Annotated in this window: 15 protein-coding genes; 11 read left to right on the plus strand and 4 right to left on the minus strand. The window is 42.9% G+C overall.

Annotation, left to right across the window (positions count from 1 at the left end; genetic code table 11):
* Window positions 1–49 precede the first annotated feature (49 nt).
* Window positions 50–691, plus strand: a complete 642-nt coding sequence (locus EAH55_RS11015; RefSeq protein ID WP_121809661.1) for an XAC2610-related protein — start codon at window positions 50–52, stop codon at window positions 689–691.
* Here EAH55_RS11015 and EAH55_RS11020 read toward each other — a convergent pair whose 3' ends face one another.
* Window positions 692–1,270, minus strand: coding sequence for a Crp/Fnr family transcriptional regulator (locus EAH55_RS11020; protein WP_121809662.1), 579 nt, complete (start codon window positions 1,268–1,270; stop codon window positions 692–694).
* A gap of 131 nt (window positions 1,271–1,401) precedes the next feature.
* On the opposite strand from EAH55_RS11020, the gene mgrA reads away from it, so the two are divergent.
* From mgrA to EAH55_RS11055, 7 genes are all read left to right on the plus strand, one after another.
* Window positions 1,402–2,397 (plus strand): L-glyceraldehyde 3-phosphate reductase, encoded by a 996-nt coding sequence (gene mgrA / locus EAH55_RS11025; RefSeq protein ID WP_121809663.1) that lies wholly within the window; start codon window positions 1,402–1,404, stop codon window positions 2,395–2,397.
* A gap of 27 nt (window positions 2,398–2,424) precedes the next feature.
* Window positions 2,425–3,891 carry a glycoside hydrolase family 30 protein gene (locus EAH55_RS11030; RefSeq protein ID WP_121809664.1) on the plus strand — a complete coding sequence of 489 codons (1,467 nt, stop codon included), beginning with the start codon at window positions 2,425–2,427 and terminating at the stop codon, window positions 3,889–3,891.
* A 468-nt stretch (window positions 3,892–4,359) separates the two neighbouring features.
* The gene (locus EAH55_RS11035) at window positions 4,360–4,983 is read left to right on the plus strand and encodes an RNA polymerase sigma-70 factor (protein WP_121809665.1); all 624 of its coding nucleotides are present in this window, start codon (window positions 4,360–4,362) and stop codon (window positions 4,981–4,983) included.
* Between the two features lie 55 nt (window positions 4,984–5,038).
* Complete coding sequence (locus EAH55_RS11040) at window positions 5,039–6,121, plus strand: FecR family protein (protein ID WP_121809666.1); 1,083 nt, start codon at window positions 5,039–5,041, stop codon at window positions 6,119–6,121.
* A 160-nt stretch (window positions 6,122–6,281) separates the two neighbouring features.
* A complete protein-coding gene (locus EAH55_RS11045) occupies window positions 6,282–9,626 on the plus strand; it encodes a SusC/RagA family TonB-linked outer membrane protein (protein ID WP_121809667.1) in 3,345 nt (1,114 codons plus the stop codon).
* 30 nt (window positions 9,627–9,656) lie between these two features.
* A complete protein-coding gene (locus tag EAH55_RS11050; protein WP_121809668.1) occupies window positions 9,657–11,213 on the plus strand; it encodes a RagB/SusD family nutrient uptake outer membrane protein in 1,557 nt (518 codons plus the stop codon).
* Window positions 11,214–11,427: 214 nt separating this feature from the next.
* Window positions 11,428–12,915, plus strand: a complete 1,488-nt coding sequence (locus tag EAH55_RS11055; RefSeq protein ID WP_121809669.1) for an arabinan endo-1,5-alpha-L-arabinosidase — start codon at window positions 11,428–11,430, stop codon at window positions 12,913–12,915.
* A 62-nt stretch (window positions 12,916–12,977) separates the two neighbouring features.
* Here EAH55_RS11055 and EAH55_RS11060 read toward each other — a convergent pair whose 3' ends face one another.
* Window positions 12,978–14,072 carry a TlpA disulfide reductase family protein gene (locus tag EAH55_RS11060; RefSeq protein ID WP_121809670.1) on the minus strand — a complete coding sequence of 365 codons (1,095 nt, stop codon included), beginning with the start codon at window positions 14,070–14,072 and terminating at the stop codon, window positions 12,978–12,980.
* 213 nt (window positions 14,073–14,285) lie between these two features.
* On the opposite strand from EAH55_RS11060, the gene EAH55_RS11065 reads away from it, so the two are divergent.
* Window positions 14,286–14,720 (plus strand): CBS domain-containing protein, encoded by a 435-nt coding sequence (locus tag EAH55_RS11065; protein WP_121809671.1) that lies wholly within the window; start codon window positions 14,286–14,288, stop codon window positions 14,718–14,720.
* A gap of 6 nt (window positions 14,721–14,726) precedes the next feature.
* Here the strand turns inward: EAH55_RS11065 and EAH55_RS11070 are convergent, their stop codons facing one another.
* Entirely contained in the window at window positions 14,727–15,698 is a 972-nt protein-coding gene (locus tag EAH55_RS11070; RefSeq protein WP_121809672.1) for a TolB family protein, read from the minus strand.
* A gap of 116 nt (window positions 15,699–15,814) precedes the next feature.
* Here EAH55_RS11070 and EAH55_RS11075 point away from each other — a divergent pair, with 116 nt between their 5' ends.
* Window positions 15,815–17,110 carry a DUF885 domain-containing protein gene (locus EAH55_RS11075; protein ID WP_121809673.1) on the plus strand — a complete coding sequence of 432 codons (1,296 nt, stop codon included), beginning with the start codon at window positions 15,815–15,817 and terminating at the stop codon, window positions 17,108–17,110.
* A gap of 128 nt (window positions 17,111–17,238) precedes the next feature.
* Here the strand turns inward: EAH55_RS11075 and EAH55_RS11080 are convergent, their stop codons facing one another.
* Window positions 17,239–17,865: a chloramphenicol acetyltransferase gene (locus tag EAH55_RS11080; protein ID WP_121809674.1), complete on the minus strand. Its 627-nt coding sequence runs from the start codon at window positions 17,863–17,865 to the stop codon at window positions 17,239–17,241.
* A gap of 153 nt (window positions 17,866–18,018) precedes the next feature.
* On the opposite strand from EAH55_RS11080, the gene EAH55_RS11085 reads away from it, so the two are divergent.
* Entirely contained in the window at window positions 18,019–18,861 is an 843-nt protein-coding gene (locus tag EAH55_RS11085; RefSeq protein ID WP_121809675.1) for an isocitrate lyase/PEP mutase family protein, read from the plus strand.
* Window positions 18,862–18,966 lie beyond the last annotated feature (105 nt).

The following is an 18,966-nucleotide window of genomic DNA, read 5'->3' on the forward strand; positions in this document are numbered from 1 at the left end:
TATAACGATTTGCCCTTTTGTTTTAAATTAGAGACATAAATGTATTTCAATGAAAACCTTCCTTATCGCATTGGTTTTAACTATTACTGCTAATTGTTTATTTGCTCAGGAAGATACTTATAAAACCGTTAAGGCGCAGGTTGATGGTGTACCTTACCGGGCTATTTATAAAACAAGTGATTTGTCGATATCGATTGTTAGTCGCGATGGCAAAATAAGTTTAATTCGACAGTCTGATTATGGTTTGTCTTCATTTAAGTTTATTGATTTTAATGACGATGGATATCAAGATCTGCTTATTGAATACATGTCGAATGTTCCAGGAGTGTGCGAACTTGCACTGTACGATAAACGCGCTAAGAAATTTGTGCTGGTAGATAATTTTTCGGAATATCCCGATCCTCAAAAATTGAGAGGTACATTTCTATATTATTCATACCGCCGTAGCGGATGCGCCGATTCGGATTGGGATAGCGACCTCTTTAAGATCATAAATAACAAGGTCGTCAAAATAGGTAATATTTCGGGACGAGGTTGCGATGAAGAGCCTGGAATATTTATATCAAAAACGGAGGGAAGAGAAAAGATAATTATCAAAAAGTACCCAATTGACGTAATTGAAAAGTATAAAAATTACAAATGGGGTTTTATTAAACAGTATTGGGAACGCAATTGCCAGAAGTTTATATAATCATTTCTTCAAACTCCTCGCTCTCAACTTACTCAAAAATTCAGGCGAAATACCCAGGTATGAGGCTATATAATGCTGTGGCACCCTTTGCGGAATATTTGGATAACGGTTAATAAATTCCAGGTATTTTTCCATTGCGGTGGTGGATATGGTTTTAAATAATCGTTTTTGAACCACAGTTAAATGCCTTTGCAGCATGAGCCTGAACATGCGTTCCAGTTTGGGCACTTCGGTTAGCAGGCGCTCTTTTGAATCGCGGGTGAGGATGAGGAGCTCACAATCTTCCAGCGTTTCGATGTTCATGTGGGCCGGAGTTTGATCCTGAAAACTGGCCAGGTCACTTACCCACCAGTCCTCAACGGCAAATTGCAGGGTAACTTCGGCCCCATTTTCATCTATAACATATTCGCGGATACAGCCTTTGTTTACGTATGCTTCAAAATTGCAGATGTCGCCGGCCTGGAGCAAGCGGGTCTTTTTGGGGACTTTTCTGTATTCCAATATCTCATTAAACAGCGCTGTTTCTTCAGTGGTTAAATTAACCGATCGGGCCGCGTAATTATTGATATTTTGAAACATGGCTCAAATATAAGTCGGCCTGTGGGCATCCTTCCAAATATTAGCCGGTAAATAATTTCATTTCTTGTCCCAGTTCAATGGATTTTTGCGATAGATAGGTCAATTTTGGGCATTCATTAATCAAACAAAATATGACCTATCTACCCAATGCAAATCGCTACCAGGATATGGAATACCGCCGTTGCGGTAACAGTGGTTTAAAACTGCCCGCGGTATCGCTTGGCTTATGGCACAACTTCGGCGGTATCGACAGCCTGGAAAATGCCCGTAATATTTTACGCCTGGCTTTTGACAAAGGTATTACCCATTTTGATCTTGCTAATAACTACGGTCCGCCTGCAGGCTCAGCCGAGGAGACCTTTGGGCACATTTTTAAAGATGACTTTAAAAGATACCGCGATGAGCTCATCATCTCAAGTAAAGCAGGTTGGGGTATGTGGCCTGGTCCTTATGGCGACTGGGGTTCAAAAAAATACCTCGTAGCCAGTCTTGATCAAAGTCTGAAGCGCATGGGATTGGATTATGTAGATATTTTCTACCATCACCGTCCGGATCCTGAAACCCCAATCGAAGAAACTATGGGCGCGCTGGATCTGATTGTTCGCCAGGGTAAAGCCTTGTATGTAGGTATCTCAAGCTACAGCGCTTCCGAAACAGAAAAAGCGGTAGCCGTACTAAAGGAGCTTGGTACGCCATGCTTGATCCATCAGCCTAAATACTCCATGTTCGACAGGTGGGTTGAAGGTGCACTGCTTGATGTGCTGGAAGATAAAGGGGTTGGTTGTATCCCATTCTCGCCGCTGGCGCAGGGTTTGTTGACCAATAAATACCTGAAAGGTATTCCTGAAGGTTCAAGAGCAGCAGCTCACCGCGGTAACGGTGCTATCGATGAAGACGCGATAACTGAGCAAAATATCGCGAAAGCAGCAAAACTAAATGAGATAGCACTGCAACGCGGTCAAAACCTGGCGCAAATGGCGTTATCATGGATCTTGAAAGACATGCGTATTACATCGGTATTAATTGGCGCAAGTAAGCCCGAACAGGTGACGGATTCTATCGGTTGTTTGGCAAATACTTCATTTAGTGATGAGGAATTAAAGCAGATTAACCATATCCTGGCGTAAAAATCAATCAACCAATCAACCTAAATTATGAGAATTGAATTTTATACCCGCCCCTTAGGATTGGCACTTTTGCTGCTATCGGCAAACCTGGCCAATGCCCAAAAGGCTACGTTTTCTGTAGATGGTAAAACGGCAAAGGTTTACGTAACCGCCAAAAACACCGATAAAAAGATGACGGAAAGCGGTACACTTCAGTTTGAAGCTTACCCGCAGCCTTTGGAGAACGAGATTACCATTTTTGTTGATCCCGCTCAAACCTATCAAACCATGCTGGGCATTGGAGGGGCACTTACCGATGCCTCGGCCGAGGTATTTTACAAAATGCCGAAGGATAAGCAGCAGGAAGTCTTGACTGATTATTATGATAAAGACAAAGGCATTGCCTATACACTCGGGCGCACTAATATCCAAAGCTGTGATTTTTCGAGTGATACTTATGCTTACGTAAAAGAGGGCGATGCCGCGCTTAAAACTTTTGATATCAGCCATGATATGAAGTATCGTGTGCCCTTTATTAAAGAGGTGCTGGCTGCTGCAGGAGGAAAGCTTACCTTGTTCGCTTCACCGTGGAGCCCACCCGCCTGGATGAAAACCAATAACGATGCCTTACACGGCGGTAAGCTGAAAGCCGAATACAACCAAAGCTGGGCCAATTTGTATGGTAAGTTTATCAACGCCTACGAAAAGCAAGGTGTCCCTATTTGGGGTATCACGGTACAAAATGAAGAAATGGCAGTGCAAACCTGGGAATCATGCGTGTTCACAGCCGAAGAAGAGCGTGACTTTATCAAGAACTTTTTAGGTCCGGCTATGAAAAAAGCCGGTTATGCGGATCGTAAACTCTTGATCTGGGATCATAACCGCGATCTGATGTACCAGCGCGTAAGCACCGTACTGGAAGATCCTGAGGCTGCAAAATACGTGTGGGGCGTTGCCTATCACTGGTATGAAGATATTGCGGCGAAAGGGGCAGGTATGAACTTTGAAAACGAGCGTATGGTTGCCCAAACTTTTCCTGATAAGCCATTAATGCTTACCGAAGGCTGTGCGGCAGATTTTAATCCTGAAAAATATACCGACTGGAGTTTCGGCGAGAAATATGGCGCATCTATGATTAACGATTTTAACATCGGTACCGTAGCCTGGACAGACTGGAATGTATTGCTTGATGAAAAAGGAGGCCCCAACCACGTGGGCAATTTCTGCATGGCGCCCATTCACTACGATACCAAAAATGATAAACTGATCTATACCAATGCATACTATTATTTAGGTCAGTTCTCCAAATTTATCCATCCGGGTGCAAAACGTGTAGCCAGTTCATCAAGCCGCAACAATCTGCTTACTACGGCTTACGTAAATACCGATGGTAAACTGGCAGTTGTGGTCATGAATAAAACCGATGATGATATTGATTATCGCCTTTGGATTAAAGGCAAAGCTGCTAAAACCAAAAGCCTTGCGCATTCAATTGCTACTGTGGTGATTGAATAAATCATTTAAATAAATTATAAAAAGCACCAGTGCCTGTAGTTTAAGGCCTGGTGTTTTTTTATGTATTGTACTGTACTCCATTTTATAGTTAGTTGCGCTGGTTTCAATCTGGCATGGAAAACTTTCTTCAAAATTTGCCCTCAATTTAATTTCGGGATAGCACGAGGTTTACAAATCCAAAAAAAGAATTTGGACTGTCTTATTATTGTATAAGTGACAATTAAAATAGATGTCTTAAGATAAGATTAGGGTGTTTTGTTTGCGTAGACGATGATTGTGGTGTATTGCATGTTTGCCATTTAGTAAAACAATTTAGCATAAGGTTCTCATTTGATGTTAAAAAATATTTTAATTGTTTTTTGAACAATTAAAATAAAATATTATACCTTAGATTTTAATTAGTGCGATACCCTCGCCTTAATTAATACCAATTATTGATTTGAACCAAACAGAAACCTGCTTAGGTTTTTGATTAAAGTAATTACAACCGATAAAGGAATGTTGGATACCGAGATTAAGTACTTACTTAATGATATTGCTTTAAACAGCAGCAGGGCTTCCTTTAAAAGGCTGTATTTGCTTTATTATGGTAAACTGTTTAATCTGGCAAAATCGTTGGTAAAGCAGGATGAATTGGCCGAAGAGATCACCAACGATGTTTTCATGAACCTTTGGGCACGTCGGGCTTCTCTTCCCGAGATCAATAATTTTACTTATTACTGCTACACCTCGGTTAAAAACAAATCGCTTACCAGTCTTGCAAAAAATCAGCTCAAAAGCGTAAACATTGATGATGTGAATGTAGATGTTGCTGACTCAAGCGCTACCGGCGAGGATAAACTGGTATGTGAAGATCTTACAAAACTCATAAATACTACTTTAAGCAAACTGTCCGATCAATGCCGCCTGGTTTTTAAGCTGATAAAAGAGGATGGTTTAAAATATCGTGAGGTAGCCGACTTGCTTGATATCTCTATAAAAACTGTTGAATACCACATGGGTAACGCGTTAAAAAACCTTGCCCAGGGTCTTAAGGAAGTTCAAAAATCAGCTCCTGCCGCTACCTCCGAAAAAATTTCAAAAAATATTTAATCTTCCACTGGGGTATCCCGATTATTTACAGTCTTTATATATAGAACCGTAAATAATGATCAACAACATCTGGATACTTATTGGCAAAAAGTTAAATGGTGAAGCTTCGCCCGAAGAGTTACTTGAACTTGAGCAACTGTTGCAGCAACAGGGGGCGGCCGATTTGTACGCTGTAGGTGAGTTGGAGGAGATCTGGAAAAACGATCAGCAAACTACCGACGACGAGAAACTGTTGGACAAATGGGATGCTTTTGAAGCAGAGCTTGATGCCATCGAAGAAAAGGAAGCTCAAGAGGCTGCTGAAGTTATCGCCATTCAAACCAAAAGGAAAAAAGACAGGATCATTAAACTGGGATCGTTACTGGCAGCTGCATGTTTAATGCTGGGCGTTTTTTGGTTTACCCGTAAAGAAACTATTGTGCCGGGGAAGTCAAACGAAATAACTGCTCCCAAAAACGGCATCAGTAAAATTCAGTTGCCCGATGGTAGTCGGGTTTGGCTTAATATGGGCAGTAAGCTTACTTACAACAATGATTTTGGTACAGATCAAAGAAGAGTAAGCCTTGTTGGCGAGGCTTTTTTTGATGTGGTTAAAGATGCGCAACGTCCATTTATTGTTACCACGCCAACTATCAGTGTGAGGGTGTTGGGTACCAAATTTAATGTGCGCTCGTATGATCATGATAAAACATCTGAGGCCGCCTTGGTTCGGGGTAAAATTGAGCTTACTGTTCTGAAAAATCCTGAAAAGAAGATCATCCTTAACCCATCAGAAAAACTTACAATAATCAATAACCAGGAGCCGCTGGCTAAAAGTAATATCCCTACAGGTAGCATAGCCGAAGAAACTCCGCTTATAGCCCTTAGCCGTATTCACCAGGCTAAAAAAGATACCCTGCCCTCTGAAGCTTTATGGCTTGAAAATAAACTGGCCTTTGACGCCGAGGATTTTGAAAGCATCGCCCAAAAAATGGAACGACGCTATAATGTGAATATTGTTTTTGAAAATGAGGAGGTGAAAAAGCTGCGGTTTACCGGCAAGTTTGAAAAAGAATCAATTAACAAAGCCTTATTAAGCCTGCAAAAAACTGCGGCCTTTCGTTATAAAACAGATGCTAACCAAATTGTAATTTATTAATTATTAAAACTTTATGAGATAAGCCTATGCATAGAAAAGTATAAAACTTCAGACCATAAAAAATGGGAAGATGTTCCCGCATCCCCCCATTATAATGTGGTACAACTTAACTACCAGTCCTTCTATAAACCAAATAGTTAAATAACCTTAATGCTAAATTATGAAAAAAAATGCACACCGCATTAACCAAGTGCGGCTGAACCAATTTTTGAAAGTACTTCTTATGTTTAAATTTATCTGTATCCTGGTACTCGTCTCCTCGTTGCAGGCGTTTTCAAAAGGATATGGTCAGACCCGCATCAACGTTAATTTCCAAAACGTATCGCTAAAAAAAGCGCTAAAGGAAATTGAGAAAAAGTCTGACTATCGCTTTTTGTATAACGACGATATGTTGTTGAAAAATGACATGCCCGCCAGTTTAAATACAAAAGATGCATCACTTGAAGAGGTGATGAAAATTGTACTTGGCAACACTAACCTGAATTATACGCTGAGTGATAATAACCTGGTTATACTTACCGAAAAGGGTAAAGCGATGGCTCCCGGAAGTATTAATGGTAAAGTAACCGACGATGCCGGATTGCCAATGCCCGGCGTTACCGTAAAAGTAAAAGGAACAAACGTAAGCGCCCAAACCGATTTGCAGGGACGCTATAGCATAAACATCCCGGATGCCAATACAGATGGTGTGATTCTCGTATTCTCTTTTATTGGTTACGCTTCGCAGGAAGTACCGGTGAGTGGAAACTCGCTCATCAATGTACAGTTGAAAGCTGCGTCTAACTCACTGAACGAAGTAATTGTGGTTGGTTACGGTACGCAGAAGAAAGAAAACCTTACAGGCTCTGTTGCAGTGGTCAACATGAAAGATGCCGGTAAAAGGGTAACACCTGATGTTGCCAGGGCTTTACAAGGCCAGGTTGCAGGTGTGCAAGTAAACGGTTCGGGTGTACCAGGCGAGGGTGTTTCTATCCGTATCCGTGGCGTAAGCTCACTTATTAATAACAACCCGCTTTACATCATTGATGGCGTGCCAACTATGGAGCCGTTTGATTTCCCAACAACTGATATTGAAAGCTTACAGGTAATTAAAGACGCGTCTGCCGGCGCCATCTACGGTTTCCGTGGTGCAAACGGTGTGGTTATCATCACTACTAAAAAAGGCAAAAACGGCGCCATGAAAATCAACTACAACGGTTATGTTGGTTATCAGAAAAATCCAAAAACGTTATCTGTTACCGATAGGGTAGGTTATCAGCAGATAGCAAACGCTGCCGAAACCAATGCCGGTTTATCCCTGGCACCGGGCAATGATCCTTCTTCAAGCAAATTTATTAACAATGTAAATACCGATTGGCAAAAGTCGGCTTTTAAAACCGGTTATACTCAAAGCCATGATTTAGGGCTATCGGGCGGTAACGAAAATATGAGCTATAATGTTGCTTTCGATTATTTTAACCAAACCGGTACCACAGTATCCGGCCCTTCATATACCCGTTATAACCTGAGCGGTAATATTCAGGGCAAAAAAGGAATTGTATCCTTTGGTACCAAGTTTGCCTATACTGAGGGCGATTATAATAACCTGGCCTACCCGCACCTGCACGGTACAGGCAACCAAATAGTCGATTTGGTTACTGCTATTCCAACCATGCCTATTTATGATCCTAACCGCGTGGGTGGTTACGGCGGTGTTGATCAAAACACGCAAAGAGCTATTTCACTTAACATCATCGGTGTAAATAACCTGTTGAACAGCACGGGGCAGCGTAACCGTATGCTGGCATCGGCATGGATGGAAATTGAGTTCATCAAAAACCTGAAATACCGTTTAAACGCGAGCTATGACCGTAACGATTTCAAGAATACTTATTTCGACCCAATCTATGATCTTGGTTGGTTCTACCCAAATACAACAGCTTATTACAGCGACGCGCGCGGCAATTATTACACCGCCCTTATTGAAAATACGTTAAGCTACAAGTTTGATATCAGTAAACATCATGTGGAGTTATTAGCGGGTACTGCTTATCAAAAAGATAAAAACGATAACCTTACAGGTATAGCCTATAACTTGCCTCAGCCATATCTGTTCTCGTTTGATAACGTAAGCAATACAACCGATAAAACCGTATTCGGTAATAGTAACGAGCGTAAGTTTTATTCGCCAATATTTGGCCGCGTAAACTATAACTATGATGACCGTTACTTGCTTACAGCAAACTATCGTCGTGACGGTACATCGCAATTACCCGAATATAACCGTTTTGGTAATTTTGCAGGTGTATCCGCAGGTTGGAATATCAATAAAGAAAAGTTCCTTCATCTGCCCGAAACCATCAGCCAATTAAAATTGAAAGCCGGTTACGGTACATTGGGTAACGTAAATGCCCTTGCGTTTTATCCGTACCAGGCAGTAGTAAATGCTAATGCCAGTTATGTATTTGGTAACACCCTGGCTTCTGGTGCAACCCAAACCCAGGTATTTGATCAAACCAACAAGTGGGAACAGAAACGCACAACCAACGTTGGTATCGACCTGAGCTTGTTTCATGATCAGCTGAGCTTTTCGTCAGAATATTATGTGAACAAGATCAAGGGGATCCTTTTATCAGTGCCTATTCCAATTTCGGTAGGGGCCATCAATACACCGCTGGTTAACGCTGCGTCGTTTACCAACAAGGGTATCGAGTTTACAGTAACTTACCGTAGCAGGGATACCGGGCCGTTTAATTACACTATTAGTGCTAACGCCTCAACGGTTAAAAACAAAGTAACATCATTAGGTAATGGCGGTAACCCAATTTATGGCGCTTATAGCAAAACCGCTGTAGGTGGCGAAGTTGGTGAATTGTACGCCTTTAAAACCGAAGGTATTTTTAAAGATGCCGCTGATGTAGCAGCTCATGCTACCCAAACAGGTGCTGCCCCCGGTGATGTTAAGTTTGTGGATACCAATAAAGACGGTATAATCAATGATGCCGACCGTGTTTACTTAGGTTCGGCGATCCCTAAATTGTATTATGGTTTTAACTTCAGTGCCAATTATAAAAACTTCGATGCTTCGGTATTTATCCAGGGTAACTATGGCAGTAAAATAGCCAACGGTGTATACCAGTCGTTAATGACCGGCCAGTATACCAATGCCAGCACCGATGAACTGAACTATTGGACACCTACTAATACCAACACCAATGTTCCGCGCCCAATAATCGGCGATCCTAATGCCAATAACCGCAATTCCGACAGGTTTATTCAGAGTGGCTCATATGCACGCCTGCAAACCGCGCAATTGGGTTATACATTGCCGACAAGCTTGCTGAACCGCACGCATGTGATCAGGAGCTTCAGGGTATATCTGTCGGGCCAAAATTTGTACACTATAACCAAGTACAAAGGCTTCGACCCGGATTTTATTAACGATGGTACCATTAACCGCGGTTTTGATTACGGCTCGTTCCCTAACCCGCGCACTTTACTGGTAGGCTTACAATTAGGATTATAAAAACTGATTAACGATTTAACATTATTTATAATGAAAACGATATATACAAAGGCAGTATTTACGCTATTGTTGGTGGCTGCATTTGCCATGGGATGTAAAAAGAGCGATCTGACTACGGTAAACCCCAACGCGCAAACAACTCAAACTTTCTGGCAAAACTCCAGCGATGCCGTGAAAGGCATAAACGCGGTGTACGGCAGCTTAATTATTGATGGTTCATACATGCGCTTTTCCCCAATAGTGGAGAATACCCGGGGCGATGACGCTACAAGCTACAGCCCCTGGGACCAGATCTATAACATGGGCAAATTCAACATGCAAAGCACCGGTGATGGGGTGCTGTTTTCATGGACAGCTTATTACCAGGGTATTCTTCGTGCCAACGAGGTGCTGAAATATGTGCCGGCCATCAACATGGATGCCGAGTTAAAGAAACGCGTATTAGGTCAAGCCTATTTTCTTCGTGGATTGTATTATTTCCACCTGGCCGATTTTTATAAAAACGTGCCTATGCCATTAGTGCCTGCCGCTTCAAGTACCGATTATTTCCAGAAGCAGCAGCCGCAAGACGTAGTTTGGGCGCAGGTGATCAGCGATTTCAAATCGGCCGAAAGCATGCTGCCAACAACCTACAGTGGCTTATCACCAGATGGACAGGTTGGTCGCGCTACAAAAGGTGCGGCATCGGCATACCTGGGAAAAACCTACCTGTTTACCAAAAAGTATACTGAGGCCGCGGCCGAATTTAAATCGGTTATTGATATGGGGCTTTACAGCCTGGTGCCTAACTATTACGATAACTTTTTTGCAAACAACGAGAACAACGCCGAATCGATTTTCGAGGTGCAGTTTTCAAGAGATGCCGGAGGTACAGATCTGGGCTGGGGCGGTGATCCGACGTCAGGTTGGGGGCGTACATCTGCCCGTGCCATCACCTTCGGAGCTGCTAGTTTTGGTTTTACAGATGTGCAACCGACCCCCGTATTGTATAACGAATATCTGCAGGAAAAAACTACCAGTGGCGGTACCGACCCACGTTTGGATGTAACCATGTACTATAACAAACCCGGCGAAAAATTATACAACCAGGATTTCGCAACCCGCTACGCAGGCAGTTCATCATTAAATGCCCTGTTTTGCCATAAATATGAAAATGGCGACAGCGGTCAGGCCGATGAGTATGACTGGAGATCGGGCATTAATGAAAGGCTGATGCGTTACGCCGATGTGCTGCTGATGTATGCCGAGTGTTTGAACGAGTTAGGTACCACAAACGATGCTTATCAATACATTCAAATGGTGCGTAACCGTGTTGGTTTGCCTAATCTGGCTACCGTTAAGCCGGGCATGAGCCAGGCCGAAATGCGCGAACAGATAGGTCATGAGCGCTTCCTGGAGTTTTCGCTGGAAGGCCATAGGTTTGATGATATCCGCCGCTGGGGCTGGTTGCAGGATGCCACCAAGCTGGCCTGGTTAAAAGCCAGGGATCCGGAATTTAATACTTATACTCCGGGTAAAGAGTATTTGCCGATACCGCTTACAGAGGTGCAAACTAATGTGGGTTTGGTACAGAATACTGGGTATTAATAAAGAGAGCGGAGAGGGTACTTTAAGTTCCCCTCTTGAGAGGGGGCGCGTAGGAATGAGCGAAAGCAGGGGTGTGTTATAAGAGCGATGCTTGAAGCAGAAACACACCCCTACACCCCTCTCAAGAGGGGAATCGCACAATCCCGCGCTTTTCGCGAAGGTTAATATATAAACAAAAAAATCTCTTCTGTAGGAGGAGATATAGAGACGGCTTATGAAAGCGAAAAATCTATACTTAATAGCAACGCTGGCAACAGTAATATTTTCCTGCTCAAAAAAGGAAACACCAACGCCAACACCCACTAAAACGGATACCACAACTACACCGGTAACAAGCAGTTTTGATATCAACAGCATTAGCGATACTTATGCTGATATCTCCGCTTTTACCTATTATCCTAAATGGACGGTGTACAATGTGCATGACCCTTCCATTAAAAAGTTTGGCGACTATTACTACTGCTATAGTACGGACGTGGCTTTTGGTACCGATGTAAGGTCGGGGCTGCAAATTCGCCGGTCGAAAGATTTGGTGCAGTGGGAATATGTGGGCTGGGTATTTTCATCGTTACCGGCGCAGGGTTCTGCTTATATAACCGGCAAGGGTGGTACACCTTATAACGCGCTATGGGCACCTTATGTGATGAAGGTGGGATCGGAGTACAGGTTGTATTACTCGCTTTCATCGGCGGTGGCGCGTTTAAGTGTTATTGGTATGGCAACGGCATCAGCTCCTGACGGACCTTGGACTGAGAAGGGTATCGTAGTAACATCTGCCAATGATGCCAGTATCCAAACCAATGCTATCGATCCAACGGTGATTGTTACAACCAGCGGCGAGCAGTATATGTACTACGGCTCGGCCTGGGATGGCATTTATATCCTGAAACTTGACCCTTCAACAGGTCTTGCAGTTTCGCCGGGTGATAAGGGTAAACGCATTGCCAACCGGGGCTTTACCGGCGGTAAATACAATGGCAATATTGAAGGTGCCGAGGTGATCTACAACCCTGATCTGAAAAAGTATTTCCTGTTTATCAGTTATGATTGGCTGCAAACTAAATATAATGTTAGGGTAGGGCGAGCAGATAGTCCGACCGGGCCTTTCTATGATTATAACGGGCACGACGTTAATACCGACGAAGATCATGGTCCGATGATCCTTGCACCATATCAGTTCACCAATCAAAGCGGATGGCAGGGTACAGGGCATTGCGCGGTATTTGATAACGGCAGCGGACAGTATTTTATGGCACACCAGGGCAGGCCGGGTATTAACTCTTACTTTATGGACCTGCATGTTCGTAAAATATCATGGACACCTGATGGCTGGCCGATAGTATCGCCGGAGCGGTATGCCAACGTGGCCCAAACGGCGATAGCCTCTACGGATGTCCCGGGAACCTATGAAAAAATAACACTGAATTATCATGTTGTTCCGGGATACGGTACCGAGCAAACCAATCCGGATTTCCAGGTTTCAACAACCTTTAAGCTGGATGCCGCGGGCACAATTGATGGTAACGCTGCCGATAAATGGACATTTACAAGCCCATGGCTTGAACTTAAATACAGCAGCGGCGACACCTACAAACTGAAAGTTGAGCGTGAGCGCGATTGGGAAAATAAAATAACATCAACCCTGATATTTACCGGGTTAGACAATCATGGCACTGCCATTTGGGGAAAGAGAAAACAATAGGTTTGTTTTATATAGGTTGGTAGCCCTTCGGTTTAATTACCGGGGGGCTTTTTGTTACCCTTTTATTTCAAAAGCTTAGTCAGTTTTTCTGTAAGCTGTTCAGGGTAAATGTTATCTGCGATGATTTTTCCTTGTCTATCTATCAGGAAATTGTGGGGTATTGCATTGATGTTATACATTATCGCAACCTCATTTTGCTGACCTTTTAAATCAGATAGCTGAGGCCAGGTTAGTTTATCGTCTTTAATGGTTTTTAGCCAGGTTTGCCTGTTAACATCATTTGAAATGCTAACGATCTCAAAATCTTTGCCCTTAAATTTGTCATAAAGCGATACTAATTGAGGGTTCATGGTGCGGCATGGCCCGCACCATGATGATGAAAATTCCAATAAAACGTATTTGCCTTTAAAAGCGGATAAACGCATAGGTTTTCCGTATTGGTTGGTCTGTTCAAAATCGGGTGCCACTTGTCCGATTTGAATTTGGTTGTACCTTCTATTCAATTGCTTTACCAGATGTCCGTATTTCGAATTTTGAAGATCCAGGTCAAACTTTCTTAGCAACCCATCGGCCTCAGCAGGGGTAAATGTTTTATCGATTTTACTATAGTAAAGCAGAATAATGCCAGCATATGAATGCAGGTTTGCTTGGATATAGGCCGACATTGTTTTTTTCTTTAACAACGCGATACTATCCAGTTGGATTTTAATGCTATCAGGATTACGGCGGACGCTGCTGATAACTATTTCCTCACGCTTGTCTTCAATAGGTCGTACTATTTTACTAAACCGGATGAGGCTGTCCATCAAAGGGGAGCCGGATATCTTGATGTTGTCTTTATACGCGTTGTCGCCGCTAATGCTGATATTGTAAACATCAGAAAAAAAGCTAATTAAAAAATCGTCCGAATTACCGCCAGAATCTTTCATTCGGCCTATTACCAACGGTTCGGGTTCGCCGGTGTATTTAAAATGAAGGCGACCATTTTGGGCTACGCATGAATCAAATCCAACAGCACTGGGGCCATTTAAAAAATATTTATCGCCATCTTTTAAGCCTTTAATATTGGCATTGATAGTGATTGTATAAGATTTTTTGCTTTGGGCATTTAAATTAAGTGTAATAAACAGGCTGAGCAATAACAGGCAGGTTTTCATAATTCAGGTTTAGGTAAAATATAATTAGCTAACTACTAAATTAACGTTATGCTTTAGCCAAACAATGGACATGATAATTAAATAGATGGATTATATGCTTAAGTGTTTATAGGTGTAGTTAAATCAGGACCCAAATCTTAGTTTTTTTAAATAATCCATTGTTTTTCTGTTACTTATTCGTATCTTGAAAATACCAAATTAACCTGAGTATTTATGAAAAGTGTAAAGCATATCCTGGCTCGCAAGGGGAGCAATGTTACTGCCGTACCTGCCGAAACTACTGTGTTTAATGTGTTGAAATTGATGGCCGATAAAAATATCGGTTCGGTAGTAGTAACTGAAAATGGTAAATATATGGGCTTGATGACCGAGAGGGACTATTCCCGTAAAATTATCCTGATGGGCAAGCACTCTGACGAAACCACAGCCGGCGAGATCATAAGTACCAATTTTCCAAGAATCACTCCCGAGTCATCTGTTGATGAATGTATGCTGATCATGAGCGAAAACAATATCAGGTATTTACCGGTGTTTGATGTTGCCGATAACTTGTGTGGCATTGTTTCTATGAGCGATGTGGTATATGAAACCATTCATTCACAAAGGGAAACCATTGAGCAATTGCACAGCTATATTCAATCAACGTAAACTATTTTACCAGGCCTCGTTAAACTTCACCCAATAAATGTCATCCCAGCCGTTACCGGGACTGTTAAGCAGCGCTCGTAATTGTTGGTAGGTTTTGGTTTCGCCGTTATTTAGCTGATTGTTGATACGATTGCTGGTGAAGATCAGGTGTTTTTTATCGGCGGTTACATAAGGGCAATAATCAAGCGCTGTGCTGTTGATAGGAGCAGGCAGATGTTTGGCAGGTAGCCAGTTGCCGGATTTATCTTTATGGCTTATGTAAAGATCGCCATGCCCCAGGTCATCGGCCCGGCCATAGCAGCTAAATATGATAAACTGTTCGTTGGGGGCAATGAAGGCGTTAAACTCATCGTATTTGGTATTCACATCTTCGGGCAGGCTTTCGGGTTTGGTGTAGCCTGTTGTGGTAGGTTTGCAAACTACAATGTCCTCGCTGCCTTTGCCGTAATCGGCTTCTACCGTAAAATACAGATTGCCATTTTTAGCTACGCTTGGGTAGTATTCGCTTTTAGCGGAATTTACCTGCGGACCGAGATTTTCCAGTTGGCTCCAATCCCCGCTTTTACCGCGTTTAACCCGCCAAATGTCAAAGTCTTTTTTTGCTACAGAATCATTCTCATTCAGAGGCCTGTCTGACGAGAAATAAATGGTTTGTCCATCCGGTGAAAAGCTTGCCTCCAAATCACGGTAACGGCCGGAGAACGGCGCGACTTCGGGCTTACCCCATTTGCCGTTTTTCTTTTTGATATGTAAAATAGTACTGGTGATAAAACGTGGTTGCTGCAGGGTGAAAAATATTTCATCGCCCTGTAGTGAGATGGTGAAATCGCGGTTACTCAGCCCATCGGTAAGGATTCCTTGAGCAAACAGATGTGGCGTATCGGCCGGAAGAGTTGCGTCGGGATAGCTTAGCTGTGCAAATCCACTACAGGCAATCAGCATAAAAATACAAAGCGAAATTAACTTGCTATACACCATGATTATCAAATTTATACGGTAAGGATTACAGGCTTATCACCCCAACAGGGGGATATTGGGCTTTGCTGAATTAAAATACGGTTTATTAATTATGTTTGTTTATCCAATCCGTTTTTATGAAGGTTTTTATTGTAGCTGTTAGTGCATTTGTGCTGTCGGTATTCCCGGTCAAAAAACAACAAACATTTGATGACTTTAGCAAAGATTTTGTAACGGGCTACAACAATTTGCATCTGCCGCAATTAGAGCTAAGCTATGTAAATGGTTTAGAGCATATCGGTACCGCTGCCGATGTTCAAAAGCAATTGGACTTTTTTACAAAAGTCAAGACCGGTCTGTCGGCTTTTATGGCAGATCATTTAAATGAATCGGAAAAGGTAGATTATCAGCTGATCAGTTATGAAACCGGCCTTAACCTGGAACGCATTGCCCTTGAACAGGATTGGTTAAAAAACAAACCGGCAACTGTTCCAACCAACGGTATTATAAATATCCCTAACGGCAAAGCCTGGTATGCTTATCTGCTTAAACGTTGGACAAGCGCCAACGCTACTCCTGATGAAATCTACCAATTTGGTTTGACCGAAGTAAGTCGCGTTCAAAAACATATCGAAGCTATCCGGCTGCAGACTGGTTTAAACGAAGACGACTTTTATAAACACCTCAACGATCCTTCCTTTTTTATCAGCGATCCGAAAGTAGTACAACAATCGTTCGAAAGCACTAAGACTATCATTTACGCTAACCTGCCGAAGCTGTTTGATAACACCAATATCGCACCGCTAAAAATTGTAAAAGGCGAAAGCCGGCAATTAGCTCAAACCCCCGGCTACTACGATAGCAATGTATTTTACTATAACCTTTTTGACAAGCCTTACAATAAACGCCAGGTCGACTGGCTATTTATTCACGAGGGTGTTCCCGGACATCATTATCAGGCCAGTACCGAGGCACAAACCAAAACATCGGCTGTGCAGCAGCTGTTTTATTACATGGGTTTTGCCGAAGGCTGGGGCGCTTATACCGAGGAATTGGGCAAGCAATTGGGTGTATACAAAACGCCTTATGATGAGTTGGGCAAATGGGAGTGGGATATTGTGCGTTCGGTTAGGGTACCACTGGATGTAGCGCTGAATTATTACGGATGGACGGACGAGCAGGCACTTGCCTTCTGGAAAAAGAACATCCGCGGACAGGATGATATAGCCATGCGCGAAATTGCCCGGATCCGTCGTTGGCCGGCACAGGTTGTTACCTACAAATACGGCGCATTGCAAATACTGCACTGGAAACAGGAGTTACAGCAAAAGCAAGGCTCCAAATTTAATATCCGCGATTTCCATTCACGCGTGCTTGACCATGGCTCGCTACCATTGTTTATGGTGAAGGAAAACGTGTTTAAGAAAGGTTAAAATCCTTTCCTTAGGCAAATCACGCCGTTTGAAAAAACACCAGAGGTGCTAAAGGTTTGTAGCAGATTAGATTATAACAGATTTTGGCGTGCCTTAGGTACGCAACTTCTGCGCTTTTTTACGTTAACCTAAAATCCTTTATTTAACAGCTCCTGGTAATAATCAATATACTGGCCAACGTGAATCCCATCAACTAATGCATGATTTACATGGATGGATACAGGCATTGTGCGTTTGCCATGATGTTCGGTCATTTTACCAAATGAAATTTTAGGGCAGCTATCCACAAACGCGAACATCCGCGCATGAGATAGCGAAGTGAAGTCGATCCACGGCAGCGAAGAATAACGGATCACGTTATTTAAAGCTTTGCGCTCAAGCAGGTTATTGCTTTGCACCCGCTCAATTTCTGTGTTGGCCTCGCGGGTAAAATCTTCAAATAATGGGTGAAACGACCACTCGCCAAAACCAAACGTGCCATTAGCTCTCGGAACGGTTGAACTGGCATCAATCCGGTCATAAATGAAAACTTCGTCGTTTTCCATGCGGTATTTGAACGGCTCAATAATTTGTGAGGCGGCTAACGACTGATACATGGTATAAAGGAAAAACGAGATCCCGTTGTCCTTAACAAACTTATAGGCGGCGGTTACGTCAATGTCTACATTCACGCCGTAATAGGGTTCCTCAAACTGTTTAAAAAAGTTGTAATGCTCTTTTCTGATCCAGTTTTCAATATCTACTTGTTGTTTCATAACTATTGCTGCTGCAATATTAAGGATATTAATAGTATTAAGTTGTAAGTTAGAAGTACTAAGTCTTAAGCTGGAAATTTGCTTTTTGACTTAAGACTTATGACTACCGACTGTTTTTTAACTTAACTTCGATAAATACTAATCTGCCTGAAAATGTCATCTGCAATAAATACCCCCCAATATCAAAAAGCTGAAATTTTTAAAGCGTTGCATGAACGCGATGGTTTGTTCGTTATCCCTAACCCATGGGATGCAGGTTCGGCCAAAATTTTAACAGGGTTAGGCTTTGAGGCTTTTACTACTACAAGCGCTGGGTTGGCTTACGCGCTTGGCCGCCCGGATGGGCATGCTATGATCAGTCGCGAGGAAACCCTTGATAATGCACTGGCTATTATCAACGCCACTCACTTGCCTGTGGCCGCCGACCTGGAGAATGGTTTTGGCGATACTCCGGAAACCTGCGCCGAAACAATTTTAGCCGCGGCCGGTGTAGGGTTGGTTGGCGGTTCGATAGAGGATGCAACCGGTAAAGACCAGGACCCCATATATAATTTTGAGCTTTCGGTTGCCCGTGTAAAGGCTGCTGTCGAAGCGGCTCGAAGCCTGCCTTTTCACTTCATGTTAACCGCCAGGGCCGAAAATATGATCCACGGGAAAATTGATCTCCAAGATACCATCAAACGCCTTGTGGCTTATGCCGATGCCGGGGCTGATGTGCTTTTTGCGCCGGGACTTAAAACAAGGGAGCAAATAAGCCAGGTGGTAAAGGCTGTTGCACCCAAACCTGTAAATATTGTACTTGGTGCTGCCGGGTTTGATATCAGCTTTGATGAACTTGCCGATCTGGGCGTAAAAAGGGTAAGCCTTGGTTCGGCATTGGCAAGGGCAGCTTTGGGCGCATTTCAGCGGGCTGCTATTGAATTAAGCAATGGAGGCTATAGTTTTGTGAATGATGCGGTACCTTATTTGGAATTAAATAAAATTTTTGGAAAATAATTCCATCTCTTTTCTTGCCTAAATCAGGTTGGTTTTTGAACTGTTTTAGCTTTTGGTCATGCCATAACCCGGTAATTTTCAGCGTTTAAAACCTGTTAGTATTGA

Source organism: Mucilaginibacter kameinonensis, from assembly GCF_003675385.1.
GTDB classification, from domain to species: domain Bacteria; phylum Bacteroidota; class Bacteroidia; order Sphingobacteriales; family Sphingobacteriaceae; genus Mucilaginibacter; species Mucilaginibacter kameinonensis.